The sequence below is a fragment of the Bradyrhizobium retamae genome, assembly GCF_001440415.1.
GTDB lineage: Bacteria > Pseudomonadota > Alphaproteobacteria > Rhizobiales > Xanthobacteraceae > Bradyrhizobium > Bradyrhizobium retamae.
On record NZ_LLYA01000068.1, the window covers coordinates 24,918 to 49,158 of the forward strand.

The 24,241-nt window shown below is 63.3% G+C and carries 22 protein-coding genes, 1 tRNA gene and 1 pseudogene; 16 read left to right on the forward strand and 8 right to left on the reverse strand.

All coding sequences use genetic code 11. The annotated features are described in order from the left end of the window. Positions 1–194: 194 nt before the first annotated feature. A complete protein-coding gene (locus tag CQ13_RS09885; protein ID WP_057842705.1) occupies positions 195–1,886 on the reverse strand; it encodes an MFS transporter in 1,692 nt (563 codons plus the stop codon). Between the two features lie 149 nt (positions 1,887–2,035). Between CQ13_RS09885 and CQ13_RS09880 the strand changes: the two genes are divergently transcribed. The 3 genes from CQ13_RS09880 (at position 2,036) to CQ13_RS09870 (ending at position 6,452) form a co-directional block, all read left to right on the forward strand. After that, a complete protein-coding gene (locus tag CQ13_RS09880) occupies positions 2,036–3,403 on the forward strand; it encodes a hydrolase (protein WP_057842706.1) in 1,368 nt (455 codons plus the stop codon). 150 nt (positions 3,404–3,553) lie between these two features. Next, complete coding sequence (locus CQ13_RS09875; RefSeq protein ID WP_057842707.1) at positions 3,554–4,939, forward strand: cytochrome P450; 1,386 nt, start codon at positions 3,554–3,556, stop codon at positions 4,937–4,939. Positions 4,940–5,042: 103 nt separating this feature from the next. Further along, positions 5,043–6,452, forward strand: coding sequence for an adenylate/guanylate cyclase domain-containing protein (locus CQ13_RS09870; protein ID WP_057842708.1), 1,410 nt, complete (start codon positions 5,043–5,045; stop codon positions 6,450–6,452). Positions 6,453–6,458: 6 nt separating this feature from the next. On the opposite strand, the gene CQ13_RS09865 is transcribed toward CQ13_RS09870, so the two are convergent. After that, positions 6,459–6,935, reverse strand: coding sequence for a cupredoxin domain-containing protein (locus CQ13_RS09865; RefSeq protein ID WP_057842709.1), 477 nt, complete (start codon positions 6,933–6,935; stop codon positions 6,459–6,461). Positions 6,936–7,303: 368 nt separating this feature from the next. Here CQ13_RS09865 and CQ13_RS09860 point away from each other — a divergent pair, with 368 nt between their 5' ends. The 4 genes from CQ13_RS09860 to CQ13_RS09845 all read left to right on the forward strand — a co-directional run bounded on the left by CQ13_RS09860 (position 7,304) and on the right by CQ13_RS09845 (position 10,708). After that, positions 7,304–7,807 carry a tellurite resistance TerB family protein gene (locus tag CQ13_RS09860; RefSeq protein WP_057842743.1) on the forward strand — a complete coding sequence of 168 codons (504 nt, stop codon included), beginning with the start codon at positions 7,304–7,306 and terminating at the stop codon, positions 7,805–7,807. Positions 7,808–8,036: 229 nt separating this feature from the next. Beyond that, complete coding sequence (locus CQ13_RS09855) at positions 8,037–8,816, forward strand: SDR family NAD(P)-dependent oxidoreductase (RefSeq protein ID WP_057842710.1); 780 nt, start codon at positions 8,037–8,039, stop codon at positions 8,814–8,816. Between the two features lie 166 nt (positions 8,817–8,982). Then, positions 8,983–9,783 carry a glutamine amidotransferase gene (locus CQ13_RS09850; RefSeq protein WP_057842711.1) on the forward strand — a complete coding sequence of 267 codons (801 nt, stop codon included), beginning with the start codon at positions 8,983–8,985 and terminating at the stop codon, positions 9,781–9,783. 112 nt (positions 9,784–9,895) lie between these two features. After that, positions 9,896–10,708: an enoyl-CoA hydratase gene (locus CQ13_RS09845; RefSeq protein ID WP_057842712.1), complete on the forward strand. Its 813-nt coding sequence runs from the start codon at positions 9,896–9,898 to the stop codon at positions 10,706–10,708. Positions 10,709–10,816: 108 nt separating this feature from the next. Here the strand turns inward: CQ13_RS09845 and CQ13_RS09840 are convergent. Beyond that, positions 10,817–10,892: transfer RNA gene (locus CQ13_RS09840), tRNA-Ala, on the reverse strand. A gap of 185 nt (positions 10,893–11,077) precedes the next feature. Between CQ13_RS09840 and CQ13_RS09835 the strand changes: the two genes are divergently transcribed. From CQ13_RS09835 to folD, 3 genes are all read left to right on the forward strand, one after another. Continuing rightward, on the forward strand, positions 11,078–11,368 hold the full coding sequence (locus CQ13_RS09835) for a YggT family protein (RefSeq protein WP_057842713.1): 291 nt from the start codon (positions 11,078–11,080) through the stop codon (positions 11,366–11,368). A gap of 30 nt (positions 11,369–11,398) precedes the next feature. Continuing rightward, positions 11,399–11,716 (forward strand): DUF167 domain-containing protein, encoded by a 318-nt coding sequence (locus CQ13_RS09830; RefSeq protein ID WP_057842714.1) that lies wholly within the window; start codon positions 11,399–11,401, stop codon positions 11,714–11,716. An 85-nt stretch (positions 11,717–11,801) separates the two neighbouring features. Further along, positions 11,802–12,686 (forward strand): bifunctional methylenetetrahydrofolate dehydrogenase/methenyltetrahydrofolate cyclohydrolase FolD, encoded by an 885-nt coding sequence (folD, locus tag CQ13_RS09825; RefSeq protein ID WP_057842715.1) that lies wholly within the window; start codon positions 11,802–11,804, stop codon positions 12,684–12,686. A gap of 162 nt (positions 12,687–12,848) precedes the next feature. Here the strand turns inward: folD and ppa are convergent, their stop codons facing one another. Together ppa and CQ13_RS09815 are read right to left on the reverse strand one after the other, a co-directional pair. After that, entirely contained in the window at positions 12,849–13,379 is a 531-nt protein-coding gene (gene ppa / locus CQ13_RS09820) for an inorganic diphosphatase (protein ID WP_057842716.1), read from the reverse strand. A gap of 98 nt (positions 13,380–13,477) precedes the next feature. Further along, complete coding sequence (locus tag CQ13_RS09815) at positions 13,478–13,987, reverse strand: GNAT family N-acetyltransferase (protein WP_057842744.1); 510 nt, start codon at positions 13,985–13,987, stop codon at positions 13,478–13,480. Positions 13,988–14,278: 291 nt separating this feature from the next. On the opposite strand from CQ13_RS09815, the gene CQ13_RS09810 reads away from it, so the two are divergent. The 4 genes and pseudogenes from CQ13_RS09810 (at position 14,279) to CQ13_RS09795 (ending at position 17,164) form a co-directional block, all read left to right on the forward strand. Then, complete coding sequence (locus CQ13_RS09810; protein WP_057842738.1) at positions 14,279–15,178, forward strand: alpha/beta hydrolase family protein; 900 nt, start codon at positions 14,279–14,281, stop codon at positions 15,176–15,178. A 10-nt stretch (positions 15,179–15,188) separates the two neighbouring features. Further along, positions 15,189–15,421, forward strand: a pseudogene (locus CQ13_RS09805) (DUF2269 family protein); the annotation flags it as partial. A 5-nt stretch (positions 15,422–15,426) separates the two neighbouring features. Next, positions 15,427–16,746, forward strand: a complete 1,320-nt coding sequence (locus CQ13_RS09800) for an SDR family oxidoreductase (protein ID WP_057842717.1) — start codon at positions 15,427–15,429, stop codon at positions 16,744–16,746. Positions 16,747–16,756: 10 nt separating this feature from the next. Beyond that, entirely contained in the window at positions 16,757–17,164 is a 408-nt protein-coding gene (locus CQ13_RS09795; RefSeq protein WP_057842718.1) for a thiol-disulfide oxidoreductase DCC family protein, read from the forward strand. Between the two features lie 88 nt (positions 17,165–17,252). Here CQ13_RS09795 and CQ13_RS09790 read toward each other — a convergent pair whose 3' ends face one another. Further along, positions 17,253–18,512, reverse strand: a complete 1,260-nt coding sequence (locus CQ13_RS09790; RefSeq protein ID WP_057842719.1) for a flavin monoamine oxidase family protein — start codon at positions 18,510–18,512, stop codon at positions 17,253–17,255. A 237-nt stretch (positions 18,513–18,749) separates the two neighbouring features. Here CQ13_RS09790 and CQ13_RS09785 point away from each other — a divergent pair, with 237 nt between their 5' ends. After that, positions 18,750–20,648 (forward strand): hypothetical protein, encoded by a 1,899-nt coding sequence (locus CQ13_RS09785; RefSeq protein ID WP_057842720.1) that lies wholly within the window; start codon positions 18,750–18,752, stop codon positions 20,646–20,648. A 188-nt stretch (positions 20,649–20,836) separates the two neighbouring features. Here the strand turns inward: CQ13_RS09785 and typA are convergent, their stop codons facing one another. After that, positions 20,837–22,663 (reverse strand): translational GTPase TypA, encoded by a 1,827-nt coding sequence (typA, locus tag CQ13_RS09780; protein ID WP_057842721.1) that lies wholly within the window; start codon positions 22,661–22,663, stop codon positions 20,837–20,839. Between the two features lie 240 nt (positions 22,664–22,903). Then, positions 22,904–23,659 (reverse strand): Crp/Fnr family transcriptional regulator, encoded by a 756-nt coding sequence (locus CQ13_RS09775; RefSeq protein WP_057842722.1) that lies wholly within the window; start codon positions 23,657–23,659, stop codon positions 22,904–22,906. Between the two features lie 200 nt (positions 23,660–23,859). On the opposite strand from CQ13_RS09775, the gene CQ13_RS09770 reads away from it, so the two are divergent. Next, a complete protein-coding gene (locus CQ13_RS09770; RefSeq protein WP_057842745.1) occupies positions 23,860–24,240 on the forward strand; it encodes a response regulator in 381 nt (126 codons plus the stop codon). The last annotated feature ends 1 nt before the right edge of the window (position 24,241 follow it).

Below are 24,241 nucleotides of genomic sequence, written 5' to 3' on the forward strand. Positions count from 1 at the left end.
GCAACGTTGTCATTTCGCAGGCGCGAAGCAGGACCTGTTCTCGCTCGGCGGGGCGAATGCGCATCGGCGTCTTGCACTTTAGTCGCAGAAAATTGGTGGCGCGCCGTCGGCAGTACGCTGAATCAAGTTGGGCTGATTTTATTCCCGCGCCATTCTGCGCCCAATAGCCGCGCCGCGTCGCCCTTATCGATGGATCAGGTGCTGCTGCCGGCTGCGGTCGCAACCACCGGCAAGACCTCGTTGGCGGCGCGGTCGGGGGTATCTTCCTTCCAGCGGACCGAGCCGAACGGCCGCTCCAGCATGCGGCGGACGCGGATCGGCTCCGGCCCGAGGTGAAAGTCGATCGCGCGCTGGTGCAGGGCGCGCTCGGACTGCGTCGCACGGTTACGCTGGCGCAGATAATCGAGCCAGGTCGGGCAATGGTAGCGCTCGGTCCATAATTCGGGGTCGCCGATGTCGCGCGCGATCGACCAGCCATAGGCGCCGTTGCGCTGGCGGCTGAGCTGCACTTCCTGCATCACATTGTGAAACGCGCGCGCGTTATCCTGCGCGACGCGATATTCGATCTCGACCACCAGCGGTCCGCTGCGCCCCGTGAGCGACAGCCGCACCTCGGGATCGGCAAGCAGTTCGGTGGCATCCTCGTTGCGCGCGCCGACCGGCGGCATGCGCAGCCAGATGCCGAGCAGGGGCGAGACCAGCATCAGGCCAGCCGAGACCAATAGCGCGATCTCCACGCCGGCGAGGTCGGTGAGGTATCCCCAGCCCCAGCTTCCGACCGCAATGCCGCCGGCGATCGACGCCTGGAAAGCCGCCAGCGAGCGGCCCGCAACCCAGCGCGGCGCTGAAAGCTGCACGCCGATATTGAACAGGGCGACCGCCAGCATCCACACCGCGCCAGCGAGCACGAGCGCAATCGCCGTCAGGACTGCGTTGGTGCTCAGGGCGACCGCCGCGATCGCGCCGGCCATCGATATCGCGCAGGCGCGTACCGCGGCCTCGCCGCTCATGCGCCGCCGCACCTCGCCGATATTCAGCGCGCCGAAGACCGCGCCCATGCCGAAGGCCCCGAGCATGATGCCGTAGGTTTGCGCGCCGCCATGCAGGAGATCGCGGGCGACCAGCGGCATCAGCGCCGAGACCGAGCCGCCAATGATGCCGGTGACCAGCGTGCGCGTCAGCACGATCTTGATCGACGGCGAATTGGTGATGTAGCGCACGCCGGAGACCATCGCGCGGTTGAGCCGTTCGCGCGGCAGGCGCGACGGCTCGTTGGCGCGATTCCACAGAAACATCACCACCATCAGCGGCAGATACAGCACCGCATTGACGGCAAACGCGGCCACGGCGCCTGCTGTGGCGACCACGATGCCGCCGATCGCCGGACCGAAGCTGCGCGCAATGTTGTAGCTGATGCCGTTGAGTGCGACCGCCGCCGGCAGTGTCTCCGCCGGCACCTGCTCGGTCACCGAGGCCTGCCAGGCCGGCCCGAACAGCGCCATGCCGCTGCCGACGACGAAGCAGAGTGCCAAGAGGATATTCGGCGTAACGAGGCCGAGCCACGCCAGCACGGTGAGCGCGGTTGCGCCGACAAATGCGATGCCGAGCGAGACCAGCGCGACGATGCGGCGGTCGTGCATATCGGCGATGGCGCCGGCGGGCATCGAGATCAGCATGATCGGCAGCATCAGCGCGGTCTGCACCAGCGCGACCTTGTCGGCCGAAGCAGTCATCTGCGTCATCGCCCAGGCCGCGCCGACGCCCTGGATCAGAATCCCCAGGTTGGAAACGAGGCTGGCGAGCCAGATGCGCCGGAACACCGCGTGCCGCAACGGCGCTGCGATGCCATCTGTCGCAAGTCGCGAGCGTTTCGGCTGGTCGGTCATGATCGGTTCCGTTGGCGTTCTGTCACCGGCTTGATTCCGTTCGAATGTAAAGTGATGCCTGCGAAAGCCCCGACCTGTCCAGTCGAAGCAGCACTATCGGCGGTGCTATCGCACAGCTAAGGTATTGAAAAGCAACGGAAGGTTTCGGAATGCGGCTGTCGCGGCGGTTGATTCTCAAGAGCGCGGGAGCGTTGCCTTTGCTGGCGGGCGGTCTTCCGCTCCTCGGTCTGCAGGCGCGGGCGCAGACCGCACCGGCGGCGGTCCCACCGATCCTGTTCGTGCATGGCAATGGCGACCATGCGGCACTCTGGATCACGACGCTGTGGCGAATGGAATCGAATGGCGTGCCACGCGAGCGAATGCTGGCGATCAGTTTTACCGATCCTCTGGCGCGCACCGATGACAAGGTGCAGCAACCGAACCGCTCCTCGACCGAAGACCAGCGCCGCGAGCTCGGCGAGGCCGTCAAGGAATTGCAGCGTCGCACCGGCGCGGCGCGCATCGCCCTTGTCGGTAATTCGCGTGGCGGCTATTCGATCCGCAATTACATCAGAAATGGCGGCGGAGCTGATGTGAGCCACGCCGTGCTGTGCGGCGTTCCCAATCACGGAATCTATGATTGGGATGACGGCATCAATAACGAATTCAACGGCCGCGGCCCGTTCTTGCGCGGCTTGAACGAGGGCGACAGCGAGGCGACGCCGGGCACGGCGTTTCTCACTTTGCGCAGCGACGGCAACGACAAATATGCACAACCCGACGGGCGCTTCGTCGGCAAGCCGGGCATGCCAACCGGCGTCACATCGGACGGCCCGGCGCTGAAGGGCGCGACCAATCTGGTGCTCGGCGCGCTCGATCATCGCGAGGTCGCGTTTCATCCGCGCGCGTTTCGCGAGATCTACAAATTTATCGCTGGCGTAGAGCCGTCACGCATCGAGATCGCGCCGGAAGCGGAAGTCAGACTGAGCGGGCTTGTGACGGGTACGCCGGGCGGCGTCGTCACCAACCGTCCGGTCTCTGGCGCGACGGTCGAAATCTATCGGGTCTCTCCCGAGACCGGCGAACGGACCGGCGGTCCGATCCATGCTTCGCAGACCGGCGCCGACGGCCGCTGGGGGCCGGCGCAGGTCGAGGCTACCTGGTTTCTCGAAATCGAGCTGACGTCAGCGGGTTCGCCGACCACCCATTTCTACCGCTCACCGTTTCCGCGCTCCTCCGAGATTGTGCATCTGCGTTCCGCGCGCCCGCTTGGGCCGGCCGATGCCGGCGCGGGTGCCGTGGTCCTGATGTCGCGCCCGCGGGGCTATTTTGGGCTGCCGCGGGACGTGGTGCTGATCGACGGCAAGGAGCCCAGGGACGTGAAATCCGGCGTGCCGACCGATTCGGTCACGACCTTGCGGCTTTCGGCCAGCGAAGCCGGTCGGCCGGTGGTAGCCCTGTTCAATCAAGAGCGGATCGTGGCGCGAGCCTGGCCGGCCTCCGAGAACCGGATTGCGGTTGCCGAACTGACTTATTAGCTGTTTCCTGACAGGAGCGCCTTTGTGGCGCCCGGATCGAATACATAGTTGCTGCCGTAGCCCGCATGAGCCAACGGGTCGCTCGAATGCGCGCCCGATGACAGGCTCCGCGATATGCGAGGGGCGTTGGTCCCTACGAGAGTGGTGCCGATGAGCATAGCCGAAGTCTACGACATGACGGTTGCGCGCGCACCGCTGGTGCCGCCGAGCCCGCCGCGGGCACCCGACGACATGACGGTGTTCGGGCGGATGAAGGCGATCCGAGAAAGCCCGATCGGTAGCTGGGGCCAGCGGGCCTATGAGGAAGATATCGTCCAGGGCCGCTTCTTCGGCCGCAGCACGTTCATTCTCAACGCGCCGGATGCGATCAAGCATGTGCTGGTCGACAATTATGAAAATTATACGCGCACGCCAGCCGGCATCCGGGTGTTGCGTCCGATCCTCGGCGAAGGTCTTTTGATCGCGGAAGGGCGCGCGTGGAAGCATCAGCGCCGCACGCTGGCGCCGGCATTCACGCCGCGCGCGGTGATGCCGCTCATTCCGCACATGCTGGCGGCGATCGACCAGACGGTCGCCAAGCTGAGAGGCGCCAACAATGGACACGTCGACCTGCGCGAGGCGATGCAGCGGATGGCGCTCGAGATCGCCGGCCGCACCATGTTCTCGTTCGGGATGGATCGCCATGGCGCCGCCTTGCGCGATTTCGTGATGGAATATGGCGAGCGGCTGGCGCGCCCGCATTTTCTGGACTTGCTGTTGCCGCTGAGCTGGCCAAGCCCGCAGGACATTGCGCGCGGCCGCTTCCGCAAGCGCTGGACTGCATTCGTCGGCATGCTGATGGCCGAACGCCGCGCCGCCGGCAAGCAGAAGGGCGCGCCGGCACGCGATCTGTTCGACCTGATGGGCGACGCGCGCGATCCGGAAACCGGCGAAGCCTTCTCCGACGAACAACTCGGCGATCAAGTCGCGACCATGATTCTCGCCGGCCATGAGACGACGGCGACCGCACTGTTCTGGGCACTCTATCTCCTGGCGCTCGATCCTGCCACGCAGGAGCAGGTGGCGAGCGAAGTACAGACCGCGTCCGTCAACGGCGCGTCCGATATCGAGCGGCTGAAATTCACCCGCGCGGTGATCGACGAAACGATGCGGCTCTATCCGCCAGCGTTCCTGATCGCCCGCGCGGCGATCGGGCCGGATACCATCGCGGGTCTGCCGGTCAAGAAGAAGGACGTCATCCTGATCGCGCCGTGGCTGTTGCATCGGCACGAAAAACTGTGGCGCGATCCGAGCGCGTTCATCCCGTCCCGCTTCATGACGGGAACGCCGCCCGACCGCTTCGCCTATCTGCCGTTCGGCGTCGGCGCCCGCGTTTGCATCGGCGCGCATTTCGCGCTGGTCGAGGCGACGCTGGCGCTGGCGAAGATGATCGGCGCGTTTCGCGTCACGCTGGTCGACAATGATCCGGTGATGCCGATCGGCGTGGTGACGACGCAGCCCGACCGTTCGCCGATGTTTGCCATCACGCCTCGGTAGTCTTTTCTTGATCGGCCGATTGCCGGACCACGCGAAGAAAATGCGTCAGAGAAGGAAGCGCATCTTGCGCAGCCCCTTCGGGAGCGTCATCTAGGTTATCACCATGAGCGATACCCAGGCCCAGTTCGCAGTCTTGAAGCAGACCGCCGATCCCGCGGTGGTCGACGCCATCACGCAACTGATCGCCAAGGGCGAAGACCGCGAGCTCAACCGGATCAACCTGTTGGATTTCGCTGCGCGCTACGGGCTCGACGAGGAAAAGGTCATCTCGGCCTTCCTGCATTCGGCGCGGCTCGGGCTGTTCGATCTCACCTGGAATGTGCTGTGCCCCGGCTGCGGTGGCGTGCTCGGCGCGCACAACACTCTGAAATCGCTGCGGCACGACGATTACAATTGCGCGCTATGCGCCCAAGGTTACGAGGCATCGGTCGACGACCGCGTCGAGGTCGCTTTCACGGTCAGCCCGCGCGTCAGGCGCATTGCGGCACACGATCCCAACACGCTGCCGATCTGGGAATATAACCGCCAGATGTTCTGGAGCTCGGGGATGGACCTGAGCGAGGAATCGATCAAGCGGCTCATCGATGAAGTCTCGCTCGAAGCCATCGAGTTGCCGGCGGGCGAGAAGGCGGTGCTGTCGCTGCAACTGCCCAATCAGTTCGTCATCGTGTTCGAGCCGGTGACGCATTCGGCGCATTTCTTTGATGTCCAGGGCGAACCGACCCGCGAACGGCAACAGTTTTCGATCGTCTTCAACAAGCTGCACGCGCCTACGGGCTCGACGGTGATGCGCCCGGGACCGCTACGGCTATCGCTCGAAAACCAGACTGACCACCGGGTGCTGCCCGCGGTCTGGGTCGCCAACGACACGCTCCATGAACTGCTTGGCAAACGCAAGCCGATCCTGACCGCCAAGCGGATGCTGTCCAACCAGACTTTTCGCGACGTCTTCAAGGCGGATAACCTCAACGTCGATCAGCGCCTCAAGATCACCTCGCTGACCTTCCTGTTCACGGACCTCAAGGGCTCCACCGCGCTCTATGAGCGGGTCGGCGATCTCGCCGCCTTCGACCTGGTGCGCGCGCATTTCCACGCGCTGCTTGAAATCATCGCCTCGGAGAAGGGCGCGGTCGTGAAGACGATCGGCGATGCCGTGATGGCGACCTTCATCAGGCCGGAACATGCGATCGTCGCGGGCCTGCGCATGCGGGCGGCGATGGCAGTCCTGAATGCCGAGCGCGGCCGGGAGGACCTGATCATCAAGATCGGCATCCACGAAGGCCCGTGCCTGGCGGTCATGCTGAACGAGCGGCAGGACTATTTCGGCCAGACCGTCAACATCGCCTCACGGGTGCAGAGCTTGTCGACCTCGCAGGAAATCCACATCACCGGACCTGTGATCGAATCGCCCGCAGTCGCCACGATCCTGGCGAAGCAGGCGATCCGGCCGATCCAGAAGGAAGCGGCGCTGCGCGGCATCGCCGACAAGGTTATGGTGTACGAGATACCTTAGACAGCGCTATTCGATCACGATCTCGCCGGTCATGCCGAGCTCGGCGTGGGTCTTGCCGTCGCTGGTCTTGATGTCGCAGCGCAGATCGTTGACGTGGCCGGCTGCGACCGGCACCAGCCACCATTCGGCGGATTGTCCCGGATAGACCTCGATCTCGCGAATGGCGCCCTTGAATTCGGCGAGTGTAACGGTCTTGCCGTTCTGCTGCTGCGTCACCTGCGCCTTGCGCGTGAACACCATCTGCGAGAACGCATGCGAGGTGAAGTAGTGCGGATCGTTGCTCGAATTGCGCAGGATCAGCTTGTAGAGCTTGCCGGTTTCGAGCTTGAGTTGCTTCGGCGCGAATTCGTGTTTGCCGGGCGAGCCGAGATCGACCGTCACCTCGATCGGCGTCTGTCGCGACAGGTCACCTGCCGCAAGCGCTGCTCCGGAAGCGATTCCCAACACAACGGCAGCGCCAAGTGCGAAGCGCAAGGAGGCCATGGTCGTTTCCTTCTTTGAAAATAGCCTGCTGAAACAAGGAGTTCTTCCCTAATGCAAATGCGAATGATTTGCAATTGAATATCGGCCGACTGCCTGCGGCGAATCGCGCAGCCGGCCGTTGGCCGATAGGCGGTGTCTTGCCGAAGCGGCAAGACTACATGCCTTGAACCGGTCCCCCTCCCAACAGAAAAGCGAAGGCGCGCCGTTGTTTTAGGCGCTGCCCAGGCTTCACGCAGATGTTTCCGTCACACCCAACGTGACGCCGATTTAATCTGCACGCCTTGTCAGCCACCGATCGCGCGGATTGCGAAGGCCAGGTCTTCGACCCATATTCGCTCGACAGCTTCTTCGAATTTGCAGGTAGATTAATGCTCGACGGACTGCGCCAATTCATTGCCGATATCGTCGCTCCCAACGCGGATCAGGATTTCGCGTTCGACGATACCGGGTATCTTCTCGCGGCGACTGCACTACTGGTCCATGTCGTCTCGCTTGACGGCGAGCCGAGCGTGATCGAGAAGCGCAAATTACACAGTTTGATCGAAAGCCGCTTCAAGCTCGATCGCGGGACGGCGGATCATTTGATCGCGTCGGCGACGCGGGCCGAAGGCGATGCGGTCGATCTCTATCGTTTCACCAGCGTCATCATGCGTTCGGTGAACGAAGAGGGCCGGCTTCGCATCATCGAGATGATGTGGGAACTGGTATACGCGGACGGCCAGGTCAGCGAATTCGAGGATAACGTCGTCTGGCGCGCAGCCGACCTGCTCGGCATTTCCTCGCGCGACCGGATCGACCTCAAGCATCGGGTGGCCGAGCGGCAGCCGGTCTCGTCTGCAGGTGCGCCGAAGGCCGAAGACGCAGCAATGTGACAATGCGCGGCGCAGCCACGCATCATTGCAGATGACGAAACTTTGATGTGCGCCGCAACCGGCTGCGCCAGCGCGCGATAAGCCTGAAAACATAGGGACTTCAGCGCGTGGAGCACACAGGCCGGCATGGCGCCATGTTTGGGGGATGGCTTGCGCCACACCGCGCGCCTATGCTCTCGTTCTCGTGCTGGCGGCATAACCCTGATTTGATTTTTAAGAGAATTCAATCGTGACCGAGCGTGTGACGCTGATTACTGGTGCATCGGCGGGCATAGGCACCGAGCTGGCGCGCGTTTTTGCATCGAAGGGTCATCGCGTAGCGCTGGTGGCGCGGCGCGCTGATCGCCTGGAAGCGTTGGCGGCGGAAATCAAGGCGGCCGGCGGCGCGGCGCCGATCGTCATTCCCTGCGACCTTGCGCAACCCGACTGCGGCGACAGGATTGCCGAGGCCTTGACCGCCTCCGGCGTGGAGGTTGAATACCTCGTCAACAACGCCGGATTTGGCGTGTTTGGCAGAGCGATCCAGCGCGATCGGTCCAACCAGCTTGAGATAATCGCCGTCAATATCCGCGCGCTGACTGACCTGTCACTGCGGTTTTCCGATCACCTGATCCGCAATCGCGGCGGCCTTCTCAACGTCGGCTCGATTGCGGGCTTTCTGCCGGGGCCGGGAATGGCGGTCTATTACGCGTCCAAGGCCTATGTGCTGTCGTTCACCGAAGCCATGCGCGCAGAACTGGCGCCACATGGCGTGCGCGTGACGGTGTTGTGTCCGGGACCCGTGCCCTCGGAATTTCAGGCGCGCGCCGGATTCAGACCCGGCTATGATTCGTCGATCCTCAATATGTCGTCGGCCGATGTCGCGCAGCAGGCCTACAGCGGCCTCATGGCGAACAAACGGGCAGTGTTGCCGGGCCTCGGCATCAAGATTGTGCCGTTCATGCTCCGGCTGGTTCCGCGCTCCTTTGTCCTCGGGGCGATCGGCCGCTTCCAGCTCCGCCAGCGCTGAAGAAACCCCAGTTTTTTCCGGTGTTCTTGCCCGTTCGCACCGCGGGTCGGGGCGCTGACCGCATCTGGCCCGCGGTTTGCTTACAATTTTGGATGTGTGCGTGAACTCACCCGAAATTAACAGTCACTTAGGTATGGTTTCGATTCGAGGCACCTGAGCAACGTCGATGTCGTTCCGCTCGAGCAAAAAAGACGACAACATCGTGCCCTTTCCGGGCAGAGGGGCGCTGGCTGCGCCTGACGCCGCATCCCTGTCACCGGTTCTGATCGTTCTCCACCAGGAAAGCTCGACGCCCGGCCGGGTCGGCAACGCGCTGCGCGCGCTCGGCTATCCCCTCGATATCAGGCGTCCGCGGTTCGGCGACCCGTTGCCTAAAACATTGGCCCAGCATGCCGGCGCGGTCATCTTCGGCGGCCCGATGAGCGCCAACGACTCCGAGGAGTATGTCCGCCGTGAGATCGACTGGATCGAAATTCCCTTGCGCGAGCGGCGGCCGTTTCTCGGCATCTGCCTGGGCGCCCAGATGCTTGCCAAACAATTGGGCGCGCCGGTCGCGCCGCATCATGAAGGCAGGGTCGAGGTCGGTTACTATCCGATCCGCCCAACCGCTGCCGGTCACGCGCTCTGTTCGGACTGGCCGGAGCGCGTCTACCATTGGCACGGCGAAGGATTCCAACTGCCTGACGGCGCCGAACTGCTTGCCGAAGGCGATGACTTTCCGGTGCAGGCGTTTCGGCACGGCCACGCGTTCGGCTTCCAGTTTCATCCCGACGTCACCTACGCCATGATGCATCGCTGGACCACGCGCGGATGCGTGCGGATGGATTCGCCAGGCGCGCAGCCGCGTCACCTTCACTTCGAAGGCCGCGCCGTGCACGACGTCGTCGAACGGGCGTGGCTGAAGAATTTCATTGCAGGCTGGATCGTGCGCGCGCCGCAGGCGGCTCTGCTGGAAGCGGCCGAATAGCCGCCACGCGGAATTTGCCCGCGCGTCCGAACGTCTTTCAAAAACCGCTGATGTGATAGGGTCGCGCTCCTGAGCCCGCACGGCAATGACAAGAACGACAGGGAGACCCGCGGTGACCTATCAGCATATTCTCTTCGAGGTGAGCGACAAGATCGCGACCATCACGCTCAATCGCCCCGACCGCATGAACGCATGGACCGCGACCATGGAGCGCGAAGTGCGCCATGCAATGGAGGCGGCCAGCGCCGACGACAATGTCCGCGTCATCGTGCTCACCGGCGCCGGCCGTGCCTTCTGCGCAGGTGCCGACATGGAGGCGTTGCAGGCCATCGACCCCAGCGAGATCAGGCGCGGCGAGAACATCCCGCCCTTCGACATGAACCGCCGGGCGGACTGGCAGACGCGCTACGCCTATTATCCGGCGATCCCAAAACCCGTGATCGGCATGCTCAACGGCGCTACCGCCGGCATCGGCCTGGTCCACGCGCTCTATTGCGACCTGCGCTTCGCCGCCGACAATACCGTCTTCACCACCTCGTTTGCGCGCCGCGGGCTGATCGCCGAGCACGGCATTAGCTGGATGCTGCCACGCATCGTCGGCCACGCCAATGCGCTGGACTTGCTGATGTCGGCGCGACGGGTTTCGAGCGAGGAAGCCTTGCGCATCGGGCTGGTCAACCGGATCTATCCGCCGGACCAGTTGCGCGAACAGACGTATGCCTACGCGCGCGATCTCGCCGATTTCGTCTCGCCCAGCGCGATTTCTGTAATCAAGCGCCAGCTCTATGACGTGCCGTTCCAAACGCTCGCCGAAGCCACCATCGATGCCAACCGCGAAATGCAGATCGCGCTGAAGGGGAGCGATTTCCGGGAGGGGGTAGCGAGTTTTGTGGAGAAGCGGCCGCCGTGGTTTACGGGGAAGTGAGGGGGAGTTGGTCTAACAGCCCGTCTTCGCCCGTTGGGCTACGCCGGGCTCGCTTCGCCCTTCTGGCTCTTGCGTGGCTGCGCCACGCGTAGCCCGAAGGGCGAAGCGTGGTGGAGCCAGGCGGGATCGAACCGCCGACCTCGTCATTGCGAACGACGCGCTCTCCCAGCTGAGCTATGGCCCCGTCGCGACCGCCTCGACATCGTCCGAAGCAGCCGACAATCGGCGCCATTTACAGTCCGGCCCAAGGCCAAGTCAAGAACGGTGAAAGTACCGATTTTGGCGTGATTTTGCCGGGAACTTCCCTTGTTTGCGAGAGGATGAACCGATATCTAGCTGTTTACCCCTCCTCGCGAGCTCCCCCCTCCCATGCGCGCTATCCTCGACATCGTCATCATTGTCCTTGACCTATACGTCTGGCTTTTGATCGCCGCGGCCATCCTGTCCTGGCTGATCGCCTTCAATGTCGTGAACACGCGCAACGGGTTCGTCGCGGCGGTAGCCGAATTCCTGTACCGGATCACCGAGCCGGCGCTGGCGCCGATCCGCCGGTTCATGCCCAACCTGGGTGGGCTCGACATCTCGCCGATCATCCTGATCCTGGTCATCATGCTCATCCAGCGGGTAATCCTCTACTACGTCTATCCCAACGTCATCTGACCGCGAGCACTGATAGCTGACGGATGCCCCATGGATCCCTGGCGCTACTCCACCGACGGCATCAGTGTCGCGCTGCGGGTGACACCGCGCGGCGGCCGCGACGATATCGATGGCATTGAGACGCTCGCCAACGGCCGCTCGGTGGTGAAGGTTCGCGTCCGCGCCATCGCCGACGGCGGCGAAGCCAACCGTGCGGTCACGGAACTGATGGCGAAGGTGCTCGGCGTCCCGAAGGCGAGGGTGAAGATCCTGTCGGGCATGACCTCGCGCATCAAGCAGGTCGCCGTTGACGGCGATCCCAAAATTCTCGGCGAAACGCTGCGAAAGGTAGCCGCCGCCAAAGCATGATCCGGACCCGGAGGGCCGCGGAAGCGCAAAGTGGGAACCGGTTTTACGAAAAGATCATGCGTCAAGACGAAGACGAAGGATTGAGATGACGGCACGCATTATCGACGGAAAGGTCATTGCGGCGGAGCTTCGCGCCCGTGTCGCGGAAGAGGTCGCGCGGGTCAAAGGCGAGCATCAGGTCACACCGGGCCTTGCGGTGGTGCTGGTCGGCAACGACGCCGCCAGCGAGGTCTATGTTCGCAGCAAGCACACCCAGACCCAGGCCGCCGCCATGGCCTCGTTCGAGCACAAACTGCCCGCCGACGTCGCGCAGGCCGATCTCCTGGCGCTGATCGCAAAGCTCAACCGCGATCCCGCCGTGCACGGCATTCTCGTGCAATTGCCGCTGCCGAAATCGCTTCACACCGAAACCATCATCAACGCGATCGATCCCGCCAAGGATGTTGACGGGCTGCATCCCAACAATGCCGGCCGGCTGGCCGGCGGCTTTGCCGCGCTGTCGCCGTGTACGCCGCTCGGTTGCATCATCCTGACCAAGAGCGTGCATGCCTCGCTGGAAGGCATGAACGCGATCGTCATCGGCCGCTCCAACCTGGTTGGCCGCCCGCTGGTGCAGTTGCTGCTGAATGAAAATGCGACGGTGACGATCGCGCATTCGCGCTCAAAGGACCTGCCGCAACTTTGCGCCGGCGCCGATCTGGTCTATGCCGCGGTCGGCAAGCCCGAGATGGTTCGCGCCGACTGGATCAAGCCGGGCGCCACCGTGATCGACGTCGGCATCAACCGCCTGCCTTTGGCTGACGGCAAGACGCGGCTGGTCGGCGATGTCGCGTTCAAGGAAGTGGCCGAAGTTGCCGGCGCGATTACGCCGGTGCCGGGCGGCGTCGGCCAGATGACGGTGGCGTGCCTGCTGGTGAATACGCTGCGTGCGGCCTGTGCGATTCACGGGCTGCCGAAGCCGGCGGTGTAGGTGTTACCTTCGTTCCAGGGCGAAGCGGTCGAACTATGGAGCGCAATTGCGCACCTGAGAACCTCGAGATTCTCCAATGCGCCATTGCGCATCGTAGTTCGATGTGACGCTTCGTCCCGGAATGACACAACCTCATCAGCGACAACGACGTGCTGAAAAAGGCTACTTCTTGTTGGCGCGTTCGATGCCTTCCAGGATCAGGCGGTGGGCGTCCTCGGCGCCGCACCAGCGCAGCACCTTCACCCACTTGCCCTTTTCGAGGTCCTTGTAGTGCTCGAAGAAGTGCTGGATCTGCTGCAGCGTGATGTCGGGCAGGTCGTTGTAGTTCCGGACCTTGTCGTAGCGCTGGGTGAGTTTTGAGGACGGCACGGCGATGATCTTCTCGTCGCCGCCGGCCTCGTCTTCCATCAGCAAGACGCCGACCGGCCGCACGCTCATCACGGCGCCCGGCACGATGGCGCGGGTATTGGCGATCAGCACGTCGCAGGGGTCGCCGTCGCCGGACAGCGTGTGCGGGATGAAGCCGTAATTGCCGGGATAGCGCATCGCCGTATAGAGGAAGCGATCGACCACCAGTGTGCCGGCTTCCTTGTCCATCTCATATTTGATCGGCTCACCGCCAACGGGCACCTCGATGATGACGTTGACGTCGTGTGGCGGATTTACTCCGATCGGGATGGCGTCAATGCGCATAAAGGGCTCCGCTTTGCGTTAAGGGGCGCGCCCGGAATCAGGTGCGCGTCCGGGTCCGTTTAGACCCGCAGCGGAGCAGGGGAAAGCCGAAATTAGGCTCAGTTGGTCCAGGCGAAAGCGACTTTATCGAGCGATTTGGCCCCGAACTTCTCCGAGGAGCGGGCCACCATGCGACCGCCGAGCGCGCGGTAGAATTCCGTCGCCGGATCGTTGTCGGACAGCGCCCAGATCACCATGCTCTTTAGCCCGCTCTGCATCAGATCGCGCCGGGCAGCAGTGAACAGGCGGCGGCCGAAGCCGAGGCCCTGGAATTCCGGCCGCAGATAAAGCTCGTAGATCTCGCCTTCGAAATGCAGGCTGCGGGCGCGGTTGCGGCCGTAATTGGCGTAGCCCGCGACCTTGTCGCCGAACACCAGCACGCTGACGCGGCTGCCTTTGCGGATTGCGCTGTCCCACCATTGCGGGCCGCGACGGTTAATGAGCTTTTCGAGCTCGGCGCCGGGAATGATGCCCTGATAGGCCGAGCGCCAGGCTTCATCATGGGTAGACGCCACCGCGGCTGCATCCGCAGCCTTGGCCGGTCGAACCTCGATCAGGGTTGTGCTCATATGCTGATCAAAGCAAGTCGGCGGGCCGGCTTCAAGGTCCATCGTTAATTATCGGTTAACCTGTGGATTTTCTGCATCAGTTTCGTGTTCTTCTGTACCGAAAGAGGACAAGGTGGCTGTCTCATCAGGTGTTTCGCCAAGGCAATGGGTGGCGAAATCGTTGTTAAAATCATCCAACCAAACGACTCAGTGAATTCTGTTCACGGAAAAATGCGCAGGATTTGATTCGCCGACGGTATTCTGTTGGTGACTTCGCAATACGCCCTTCCCTCGGCTGCACCAGGCCAGTTCATGCGTCCCCTGAACATGCTTCCTGCGCTGGTTCTCGTTGCCGCGCTCGGTGTGAAGGCTGCCGCCGCGCCGCAGCCCAGCCTTGGCGCGCAAGGGCCGGAAGGCGAACCTCACCGGCTGCAGCAATGGCTGGTGCCTTCTCCCGATTCTGCAACCGCCGCGCATGCGGTGCTGTTCAGGCCGCCGGGCAGGGGGCCGTTTCCACTTGCCGTGATTGCGCACGCCTCGACCCAGAACGTGTTGCGGCGGGCGCAGATGCCGCAACCCGAATACCGCGCGCTCGCCGGATGGCTCGTGGCGCGCGGTTTTGCCGTGCTGGTTCCTGAACGCCCGGGTCACGGCGCGACGGGTGGAAAATACCTGGAGGATCAGGGCGGTTGCGACGAGGCTGACTACGCCAAGTCTGGCCGCGCCACGGCGGATGCGATCGCCGCTGCCACCGGCTTCATACGCAAGCAGCCCTTCATCCGCGCCGAGGGCATGGTCGTGATCGGCCATTCGGCCGGTGCCTGGGGTGCACTGGCGCTGGCCGGCGAAGATCCGAAGAACGTTGCCGCCATCATCGCGTTCGCGCCGGGGCGCGGCGGGCATGCCGATGATTCTTCCAACCGCGTCTGCGCGCCGCACACGCTAATGGCTGCCGCGGGCGAATTCGGCCAGGCCGCACGCGTGAGGGTGACCTGGCTGGTGGCTGCCAATGACAGCTACTTTTCGCCCGCGTTCTCGCGTCAACTGGCCGATGCGTTTCGCGCCGCCGGCGGCAAGGCCGATTTTCGCGTGCTGCCGGCACATGGCAGTGAAGGCCACTGGCTGATGGAAACCGGCGGCGGTGTAAGCCTTGCCGGACCTGAACTCGATCATGCCTTGAAGGCGCGGTCCCGTACCCCGGCAGCCAAGTGATGACGCGTGGAGCGAACGCTGGTTGATGATCTCGCTCGGGCTCTATGCGGTGGCGGGCTGTTCTGGGTGCCGGTCGTCTTCATGCAGATTGAAATGCGCGATCTTGCGCGCAAGGCGGCCGAGCAAAACCGAGAGTTGCCGCTGCGCTATTCCGCACTTTTCCACCGCTGGTTTCTGTTTGGGATTCCCGGGTTCGGCTCGGTCATGGCTATTCTCTGGCTGATGATCGCCAAACCGTTCTAGGCAGCATGAACGCCGACATTCGAAAAATCCTCGTGCTCGGCGCCTCCGGCCTGATCGGCCGCTTCTTGACCGACGATCTGCGCGGGAGAGGATTTCGCGTGGTTGGCGTCGCCCGAAGATTATCCGCTTCGCAGAAGGCCGGCGCGCTCGACCTCGAACTGCCGCTCATGTCGATGGATGCGGCGGCGATGGCGCGCCTGCTGCGCGATCACGGCATCGGCCTCGTCGTCAATTGCGTCGGCGTGTTGCAGGATGGCCCCGGCAGCGACACCGCCGCCGTGCATCGCGAATTCGTCGCGCGCCTGTTGCAGGCGATCCGCGAAAGCCGCCTCGCGATCCGGCTGGTGCATATCTCGATTCCTGGCGCCGCCGAGACGGACGCCACGGCCTTCAGCACCACCAAGCGCGAGGCCGAACGGCTGATCGCCGATTCCGGCCTCCCGTACACGATCCTGCGGCCGGGTTTCGTGGTGGCATTGGCCGCCTATGGCGGCAGCGCCATGCTGCGCTCCGTCGCAGCACTTCCGATCGATCTTTCGCCCGCCGAACGGCTGACGCCATTCCAGCCGGTCGCCATGGAGGATATCGCGGCGACGATTGCCTGGCTTGCCGCGCGCGATCCAGGCGCGGCGAACGCGGTGACGTGGGACCTCATGCAGGAGCAGCCGGTCACGCTGGGCGACGTGATCGATCAATTTCGCGAGGTGTTCGGCACCGGCAAATGGTGGCGCATTGTAATGCCGGCGTTCCTGCTCGATCTCGGCGCCAGGCTCGGCGACCTCACGAGCTTGCTCGGCTGGAAGCCGCCGATGCGAACCACGGCGATTGCGGAGCTGCGCCGCGGCGTCAGCGGCAGCCCCGCAGGCTGGATGGCCGCCACCGGCATCATACCGAAGACGATCGGGCAAATGGCGGGAAAGCGCGTAGCGACCATCCAGGACAAATGGTTCGCCCGGCTGTTCCCGATCAAGGCCCTGATGATCGCAAGCCTCGTGCTGTTCTGGGTCGTCTCCGGCTTCATTGTGCTGGTGATTTCCTATGACGCGGCGGCCGGAATCCTGCGCAGCCACGGCTTTCCGCCGGCGCTCGTCGCGCCCATCACGGTGGGTACCAGCCTGATGGATATGACCATCGGCGTGCTGATCGCGTTCCGTCGCACCTCGGCATTTGGCCTAGTGGCGGGTATCATCGCCTTGCTCGGCTATCTGGTGGGCGCCGCAATCCTGACGCCGGACCTCTGGATCGAGCCGCTCGGCGCGCTGGTGAAGACGGGACCCGCGGTTGTGCTGATGCTGGTGGCGCTGCTGACATTGGATAACCGATGAGCCCAAACTCGTGACCCAATGGCCCGACGATGACGTGATCCTCTATGACGGCGTTTGCGTCTTCTGCTCGCGCTGGGTCCGCTTCGTTTCGAAACGCGACGTCGAGCGGAGGTTTCGTTTCACCGCGATCCAGTCGCCCTATGGCACACGGCTGGCGCAAGCGTTTGGTATCGATCCCAACGATCCCGACACCAATGCGGTGGTGCATGGAGGCGTCGCATATCTCAGATCGGACGCCGCTTTGACAGTACTCGGCATGCTGCCGGGCTGGCGCTGGACGCGTGCGCTGTTTGCCGTGCCGAAGCCGCTGCGCGACGCGGTGTACAGCCTCGTCGCCCGCAACCGCTACCGGATCTTCGGAAAGTATGAGGAGTGCTTTGCGCCGGACGCGGAGATGCGGGCGAGGGTGATGGAGTAGGAAAGAAAGTCGCCTCTACCGTCATTGCGAGGAGCCAGTCCGGCGGCGCCTCGCGCCGACTGGCTGACTCGCAATGACGGCGTAGACGTCAGCGCTTCTTCGACGCAGCCAATACCTCTTCCGCCGCGCGTTCACCCGAATCCCTTGCCCCATGCGCGGTCGAGAAGAACTCCGGCGAGGTTGCCTCGCCTGCAAAGAACAGCCGGCCATCGACGGGCGCGGCGAGGACCTCGCGATCTCCCGCATGTCCCGGCAGCGCGTGTGAATAGGAGCCGCGGGCGAAGAGGTCATGCGCCCAGCGTGACTCCGCGAGCGGCTTCAGCTTGCGGCGAAAATCGTTGCCGAGGATCGAGACGATCTCGTCGATGCTTGCTGCGGCCAGTGCGCCGGGGCCGGCGTCCTCCAGCGACTGCGCGAAGCGGCCGCCGAAAAAGCCCTCGATGCAGGGTTGGCCGAATGGGCGGATGTGATAGGTGCCCATTTCGGTGCGCATAGTGGCGGCGCGCAGATTGCCCTCTACGGGCAGCGCCTCGGGCTGATCCACTGCCAGTGTCACCTTGTCGGCGAGGCCGAGCGGCAGGCCGCGCGCGGCATCGACCTTTTCGGGCAATTGCGGGTGAAAGCGTATCGCTTCATAGGCGATCAGGCTGGTCGGCACCGTGATAATCACCTTGTCGGCGGTCAGCGTGCCGCGCGATGTCTCGATGCGGACGCGCTTGGCTGAGTGATCAATCAGCGTCACGGCGCAATTGAGTGCAAGCGGACACGTGGCGCCATAGGCCGCTACCAGTGCGCCATAGCCGCGGCGGACGCGCCAGTTGATGTCGGTGTCTTCATAGGCGTCCATGTCGAGGATCGAGACCTGGTCGAGCTCGCAGCCGTTGACGTAAGTCGAGATCGCATCGATCATCGGGTTCCAGCGATTGCCAGGCTCCAGATAAAGGCTTGCGGCGCAGTCGCGGCCACTCTTCTCGGCTTCCGCCGCTGCTACTTCGGCGCGGTCGTAGAACGCATTGAGCGCGTGCATGAAGTCGTCGCGCTCGGCCTGCGGAAACGCCTTGCCGTGGGCGCGCTCGCGCCAGGGCGGCAGTGACCTGTTGATCTCGAAACCGAGCTGTTCGGCGATTTTGACAAAAGAGTTCTCATCCGCCGAGTGCAGCCAGCCGCAGCCGACGTCGAAGGTGACGTCAGGTGAGGCCATGATGGTGTGTGCGCGGCCGCCGACGCGGTCACGCGCTTCCAGCACAATGACGGAGAGGCCGGAGATTTTCAGTGCGTTCGCCGCGCCGAGCCCGGCAGCACCGGCGCCAATGATGGCGACATCGATTGAGGAGGGGAGAGACGTCATGCGGCAGGCTCTAGCACGTTCGCCGTGAAGCTAGAAGCCGGCCCTTGACGAGGGGCGATGCCGGGGCGGCAATCCGGGCGCGTCCGCGTATCGATCCGCAAGCGGACGTCGGTCGCGGCGGGCGGTTGATGCGACGCTGTGGAAACACGGTGGCAACGACGCGGTCTCTTGCGCCTCGTTCTGTAGTTGTATTGAATACAATATTCACTTGTCTCATTTCAGATATGGATTTCAGCCATGACCACGTTGGATCCGGCGACGAGACGCAAGCGAACCGCCGTTCTCGTCGTTCACGGCATCGGCAGCCAGCGCGCCCTGGAGACAATGCGCGGGGTGATACGGGGGATCTGGGTCGACCGCAACAACCCGGCCGACAAGGACAAGCGGGTATGGACGCATCCGCAAAAGGATGGCGCCGATATCGATCTGTCCGTCATGACGACCAACAGGGTGCCGGGCTCGAAAGACAATCGCAGCGTCGACTTCCACGAACTGTATTGGGCTCATCTGATGAGCGAAACCAGGGCGGTTGCGGTGCTGCTCTGGCTGTACGAGCTCTGCCGGAAGGGTCCGATCATGAAGCTCGGCATGAACGGACTCTGGTGGGCCGCGGCCATTTTCCTGTGCCTGATGAATCTTTCCTTCGCAGTGCTGGTGCTGCGGGGCATCTTGCTGTTTTCGGGAAACAGCGCGCAGATCATGCTGGTGTCGCCGTTTCTGCTGCTCATCGCCAGTATATTTGTCGGTTTTGCCGTGGCGTGCCGGTGGCTGGCGTTCCGGCTCATCATCCTGTTTGCAATTCTATTGGCGGGCGGAGGCCTGCTGGCTCTCGGCTACTTCGAGGTTGCGTGGCATTTCCCCGGCAGCCCCGGAATTCCTGACGGCGCCGAACTGGTGACACTGATTGCGCTGCCTACGCTGATCGCGTTCATCGCAACCGGGCTGGTCATGGGGCTGCAGGGGCTGCGCGCCTTCTGCTGGGCTTTGTTCATTTCGCTGTTCCTGTTTGGCTGGTTTGTCGCTGCCGACCGGTACTGGAATTCGGAGACGGCCTTCGTTTCGACCGTGATCAAGGGTTGGGTGTGGGGGCTGAACTCGCCGTGGGCCGTTGCCACGGCCGCAGCCGTGATCGGCATCTATTTGATCGTCAATGCCGCGTTCCTGCAGCCCTATCTCGGCGATGCGGCGCGCTATTTCCGCAATTCGCCCGCCAATGTCGCGGTGCGCCGGGCGATCCGGAAGGATGCCGTGGAAACGCTCGAGCGTCTTCACACCAGCGGTCAGTACGACCGGATCGTCGTGGTCGCGCACAGCCTCGGAACCGTGGTGGCCTACGACATGCTGCGCGCCTATTTCAGCCGGATTTCCAGCGAGCTGCCGCCGGTCGACCAGCTTGGGCAGGAATTCGCCGACATCGACGGCGCGCCATGGCAGCCAGACGACAAGAGCGCGTCGATCGCAGACAAGAAGGCGTTGCGGACGAAGGCGCGAGCGGCGATCGCAAACATCGCAGCCGCCGCGGCCCTGCAATCGCCCAATGGACAGCGGCCCAAAAGCTGGCTGGTTACGGACTACGTCACGTTGGGAAGTGCGCTGACCCACGCCTACTTCCTGATGTGTGAGGACAAGCACAAGACCGACGCCGCGGCGCGTCAGGACAAGACCAACGCTTCGGCCAAGGTGGCCGACGCCGGGCTCAAGAAAGATTTCAAGCGTCGTGTTGAAGAAAGAGAATTTCCGACCTGCCCGCCAAAACGGCTTGATACGGATGGTTTGCTAACGTTCAGGGACCCAAATACGGGGAATAGGCGGGTTCATAACGGCGCCCTGTTCGGCTTGACCCGATGGACCAACATCTATTTCCCGCGGTTTCAGCTTTTCTGGGGAGACGCCATCGGCGGCGCGCTATCGCCGATTTTCGGCTACCACATCGTCGATCTCGAAGTATCGACCAAGGCGGCAGGCGGCGCCGACTTCTTCACCCATACCGCCTACTGGGACGTCGAATGCAAACCTGACACCTATAGCGCCCCGCACATCGTTGCACTGCGCAACGCCGTCGATCTGGTCGACGCCGTCGGCGCCATCGATCTGGTTGACGACGGTGACGATCCGACCAAGCACGAGGGGGAGTAGAGCATGGCGTCATCGCGGAGGAAGAACGATGCTGTCGTGTCCCGGACACGGTGCAGCCTAGGCGATGCGTAGCGTCCGGCAGCGCTGCTCCGCAGAGCCGGGAACCAGAAGGTGCCACTAACGCTTGGGCTCCGGCTCAGCAGCGCACCGCTATCGCACTGCGCTGCGTCCGGGGCACGAGACTGGCCTTACGCTACCGCTTCCTTGGCCTTTTCCGCGCGCTTGCGGTCGTTGGCGTCGAGGAACTTCTTGCGCAGGCGGATCGACTTCGGCGTCACTTCGACCAGCTCGTCGTCCTCGATATAGGCCAGCGCCTTTTCCAGGGTCATCTTGATCGGCGGCGTCAGGCGCACCGCCTCGTCCTTGGACGTGGTGCGGATGTTGGTGAGCTGCTTGCCCTTGAGCACGTTGATCTCGAGATCGTTGTCGCGGGTGTGCTCGCCGACGATCATGCCCTTGTAGACCTTCCAGCCTGGCTCGATCATCATCGGGCCGCGGTCTTCCAGCTTGAACATCGCGTAAGCCACCGCTTCGCCCTGGTCATTGGAGATCAGGACGCCGTTGCGGCGGCCCTGGATGTCGCCCTTGTAGGGCGCATAGCCGTGGAACAGGCGGTTCATGATCGCGGTGCCGCGGGTATCAGTGAGCAGTTCGCCCTGATAGCCGATCAGGCCGCGGGTCGGCGCGTAGAACACCAGCCGCAGGCGGTTGCCGCCGGAGGGGCGCATCTCGATCATCTCGGCCTTGCGCTCGCTCATCTTCTGCACGACGACGCCGGAATGCTCCTCGTCGACGTCGATCACGACTTCCTCGATCGGCTCCTGCCACTGGCCGGTGGCTTCGTCCTTCTGCAGCACGACGCGCGGACGCGACACCGAGAGTTCAAAGCCTTCGCGGCGCATGGTCTCGATCAGGATCGCGAGCTGCAATTCGCCGCGGCCTGATACTTCCATGGAATCCTTGTCGGCGGCCTCGACCACGCGCAGCGCGACGTTGCCTTCGGCCTCGCGCAGCAGGCGGTCGCGGATCATGCGAGAGGTCACCTTGTCGCCTTCAGTGCCGGCGAGCGGCGAGTTATTGACGATGAACGACATCGACACTGTCGGCGGATCGATCGGCTGCGCCACCAGCGGCGTCTCGACGGAAGGATCGCAGAAGGTGTCGGCGACGGTACCCTTGGTCAGGCCTGCAATCGCGACGATGTCGCCGGCTTCGGCTTCATCCAGCGGGGTGCGCTCGATGCCGCGGAAGGCGAGGATCTTTGTGATGCGCCCTTGTTCGATCGTCTTGCCGTCTGCGCCCAGCACCTTCACTTGCTGGTTCGGCTTGATCGCGCCCGAGGTGATGCGGCCGGTGATGATGCGGCCGAGATAGGGGTTGGCTTCGAGGATGGTGCCGATCATCCGGAACGGGCCCTGCTCGACGCTCGGCGGCGCGACGTGGCGCACGATCAGGTCGAACAACGGCTGCATGCCGGCATCCTGCGGGCCGTCCGGGCTGTCGGCCATCCAGCCCTGCTTGGCCGACCCGTAAAGAATCGGGAAATCGAGTTGCTCCTCGCTGGCGTCGAGCGCCGCGAACAGGTCGAATACCTCGTTGATGACTTCGGTCGGACGCGCATCGGGACGGTCGACCTTGTTGATGACGACGATCGGCTTCAGCCCGACCTTGAGCGCCTTGGAGACCACGAATTTGGTCTGCGGCAGCGGACCTTCGGCTGCGTCTACCAGCACCAGCGCGCCGTCCACCATGTTCAGGATGCGCTCGACCTCGCCACCGAAATCGGCGTGGCCGGGGGTGTCGACGATGTTGATCCGGGTGTCCTTCCACTGCACCGAGGCGGCCTTGGCCAGAATGGTGATGCCGCGCTCGCGCTCCAGGTCGTTGGAGTCCATCGCGCGCTCGGTGACCTTCTGATTCTCGCGATAGGTGCCGGATTGCTGCAGCAGACGGTCGACGAGGGTGGTCTTGCCGTGGTCGACGTGGGCGATGATGGCGACGTTACGAAGGTTCATGGCTCTTCTTCTGGTCGTGCATGTGGAGGCGCGATCTCACCGGAAAACCGGGACCCACTTTTCCGGATCGCGCTCAAACCTGGGATGCGAACGGGGCCAAGGCTCAAACCTGCCCCAAAAAGGAAGCCCGGCCAAAAGGACCGGGCACACCTTACGCGTTGCGGCGCAATATATTCAGAAAACGCCAAAAAACAATGGTTCGTTTGGCATTTGGTTAGCCGATTTTGGGCCTGGCCGGGCTCAGTTGCCCGTTTCGGGGTCGGGATAGACCCCGCGCAAAACCTCGTCAAAATGGGCTTTCACCGCCTCGTTACAGCGGCAGGACCGGTTCCGCAGCGTCTCCCGGTTACGGACCAGGATCGAGCCGCGCCGGGTCTCCAGCGTGCCTTCCACCCTGAAAGTCTGAATAACCCGGCTGGCGTAGGAGCGGCCGACGCCGAGCAGGGTCGCCAGTTGCTCATGAGTCAGCGGCACGACGTCATCGCCATCGGTGCGCTCCATCGCTGAAATGATCCATTTCGCGGTGCGCTGTTCGATCGAATGGATCGCGTTGCAGGCGGTGGACTGGAAGATTTGCGCCAGCATGCAATCCGCATAGCGTGCGAAAATGTTGCTCAGCGTGCGTGACTTCGATTTCGCCGCATCGAGCTTTCCGACCGGGAGCCGCACGAACGGCCCAGCGAACTTGACCGTGATGCGGGTATAGGCTGGCAGATAGCCGTGGCTGACGACGCCGCCGACTGCACCTTCGCGACCGATCAGAACGGTTTCGACGTCGCGGCCATCCTCGTTGGGGACCATGTAGGAGACAAGGCTGGGGCCGCAGGGAAAATGGACGGTCTCGACGTTGTCGCCGGGGTTGTAGAGCAGGTCGTTCGGTTGCGTATCGACCGGAACGAGATGTGGTTCGATCAACCCGAAGTCGGCGTCATTCAAGCGACGCAGCAGGTTATTGAACGGCCGAACGGCGGCCGTCACTTCGCGTCGCGTGAGCATCAGGAATCCCCTATTTCCCTCAATATAATCGGTTTGGCTCCGTTCATATGTTCACAAGTGAACAGACGATCGAACGAAGATGTGGTGGTTTCAGTTCCGGACGGGCGGATGCGCTTTTTGCGAGGCATAGGCCGACTTCCAATCTCCGGGGCTTCGGCCCGGATCCCGATCAAAATCTGAACCTTGGAACCGGCGAGAACATGGACTGCGCCCCCCATGACGGCATGCCCTGCGACGTGCTGGTCGTTGAAGACGATCCGATCATCGCACTCGATTTTGAAGACACCATTCTGGGTTTTGGCGTGAAGACGGTGCGGATCGCCGCGAACGTGGCCAAGGCGCTCGAATTGATCGCCCATCGGCCGCCGGAGTTTGCCCTGCTCGACGTCAGCCTTATCCGCGAAAAGAGCTTTGCCGTCGCCGAACGGCTTGAGGTGCTGAAGATCCCGTTTGTCTTCGTCACCGGGTACGGCGCGGACGCCCCGCTGCCGGCGGCATTTGCGGCGAAGCCGCGTCTGCCGAAACCTTGTTCGACCGAAGCGCTTGAGGCGCTGCTGAAGAACAGCCGCGTCATGCCTTGAG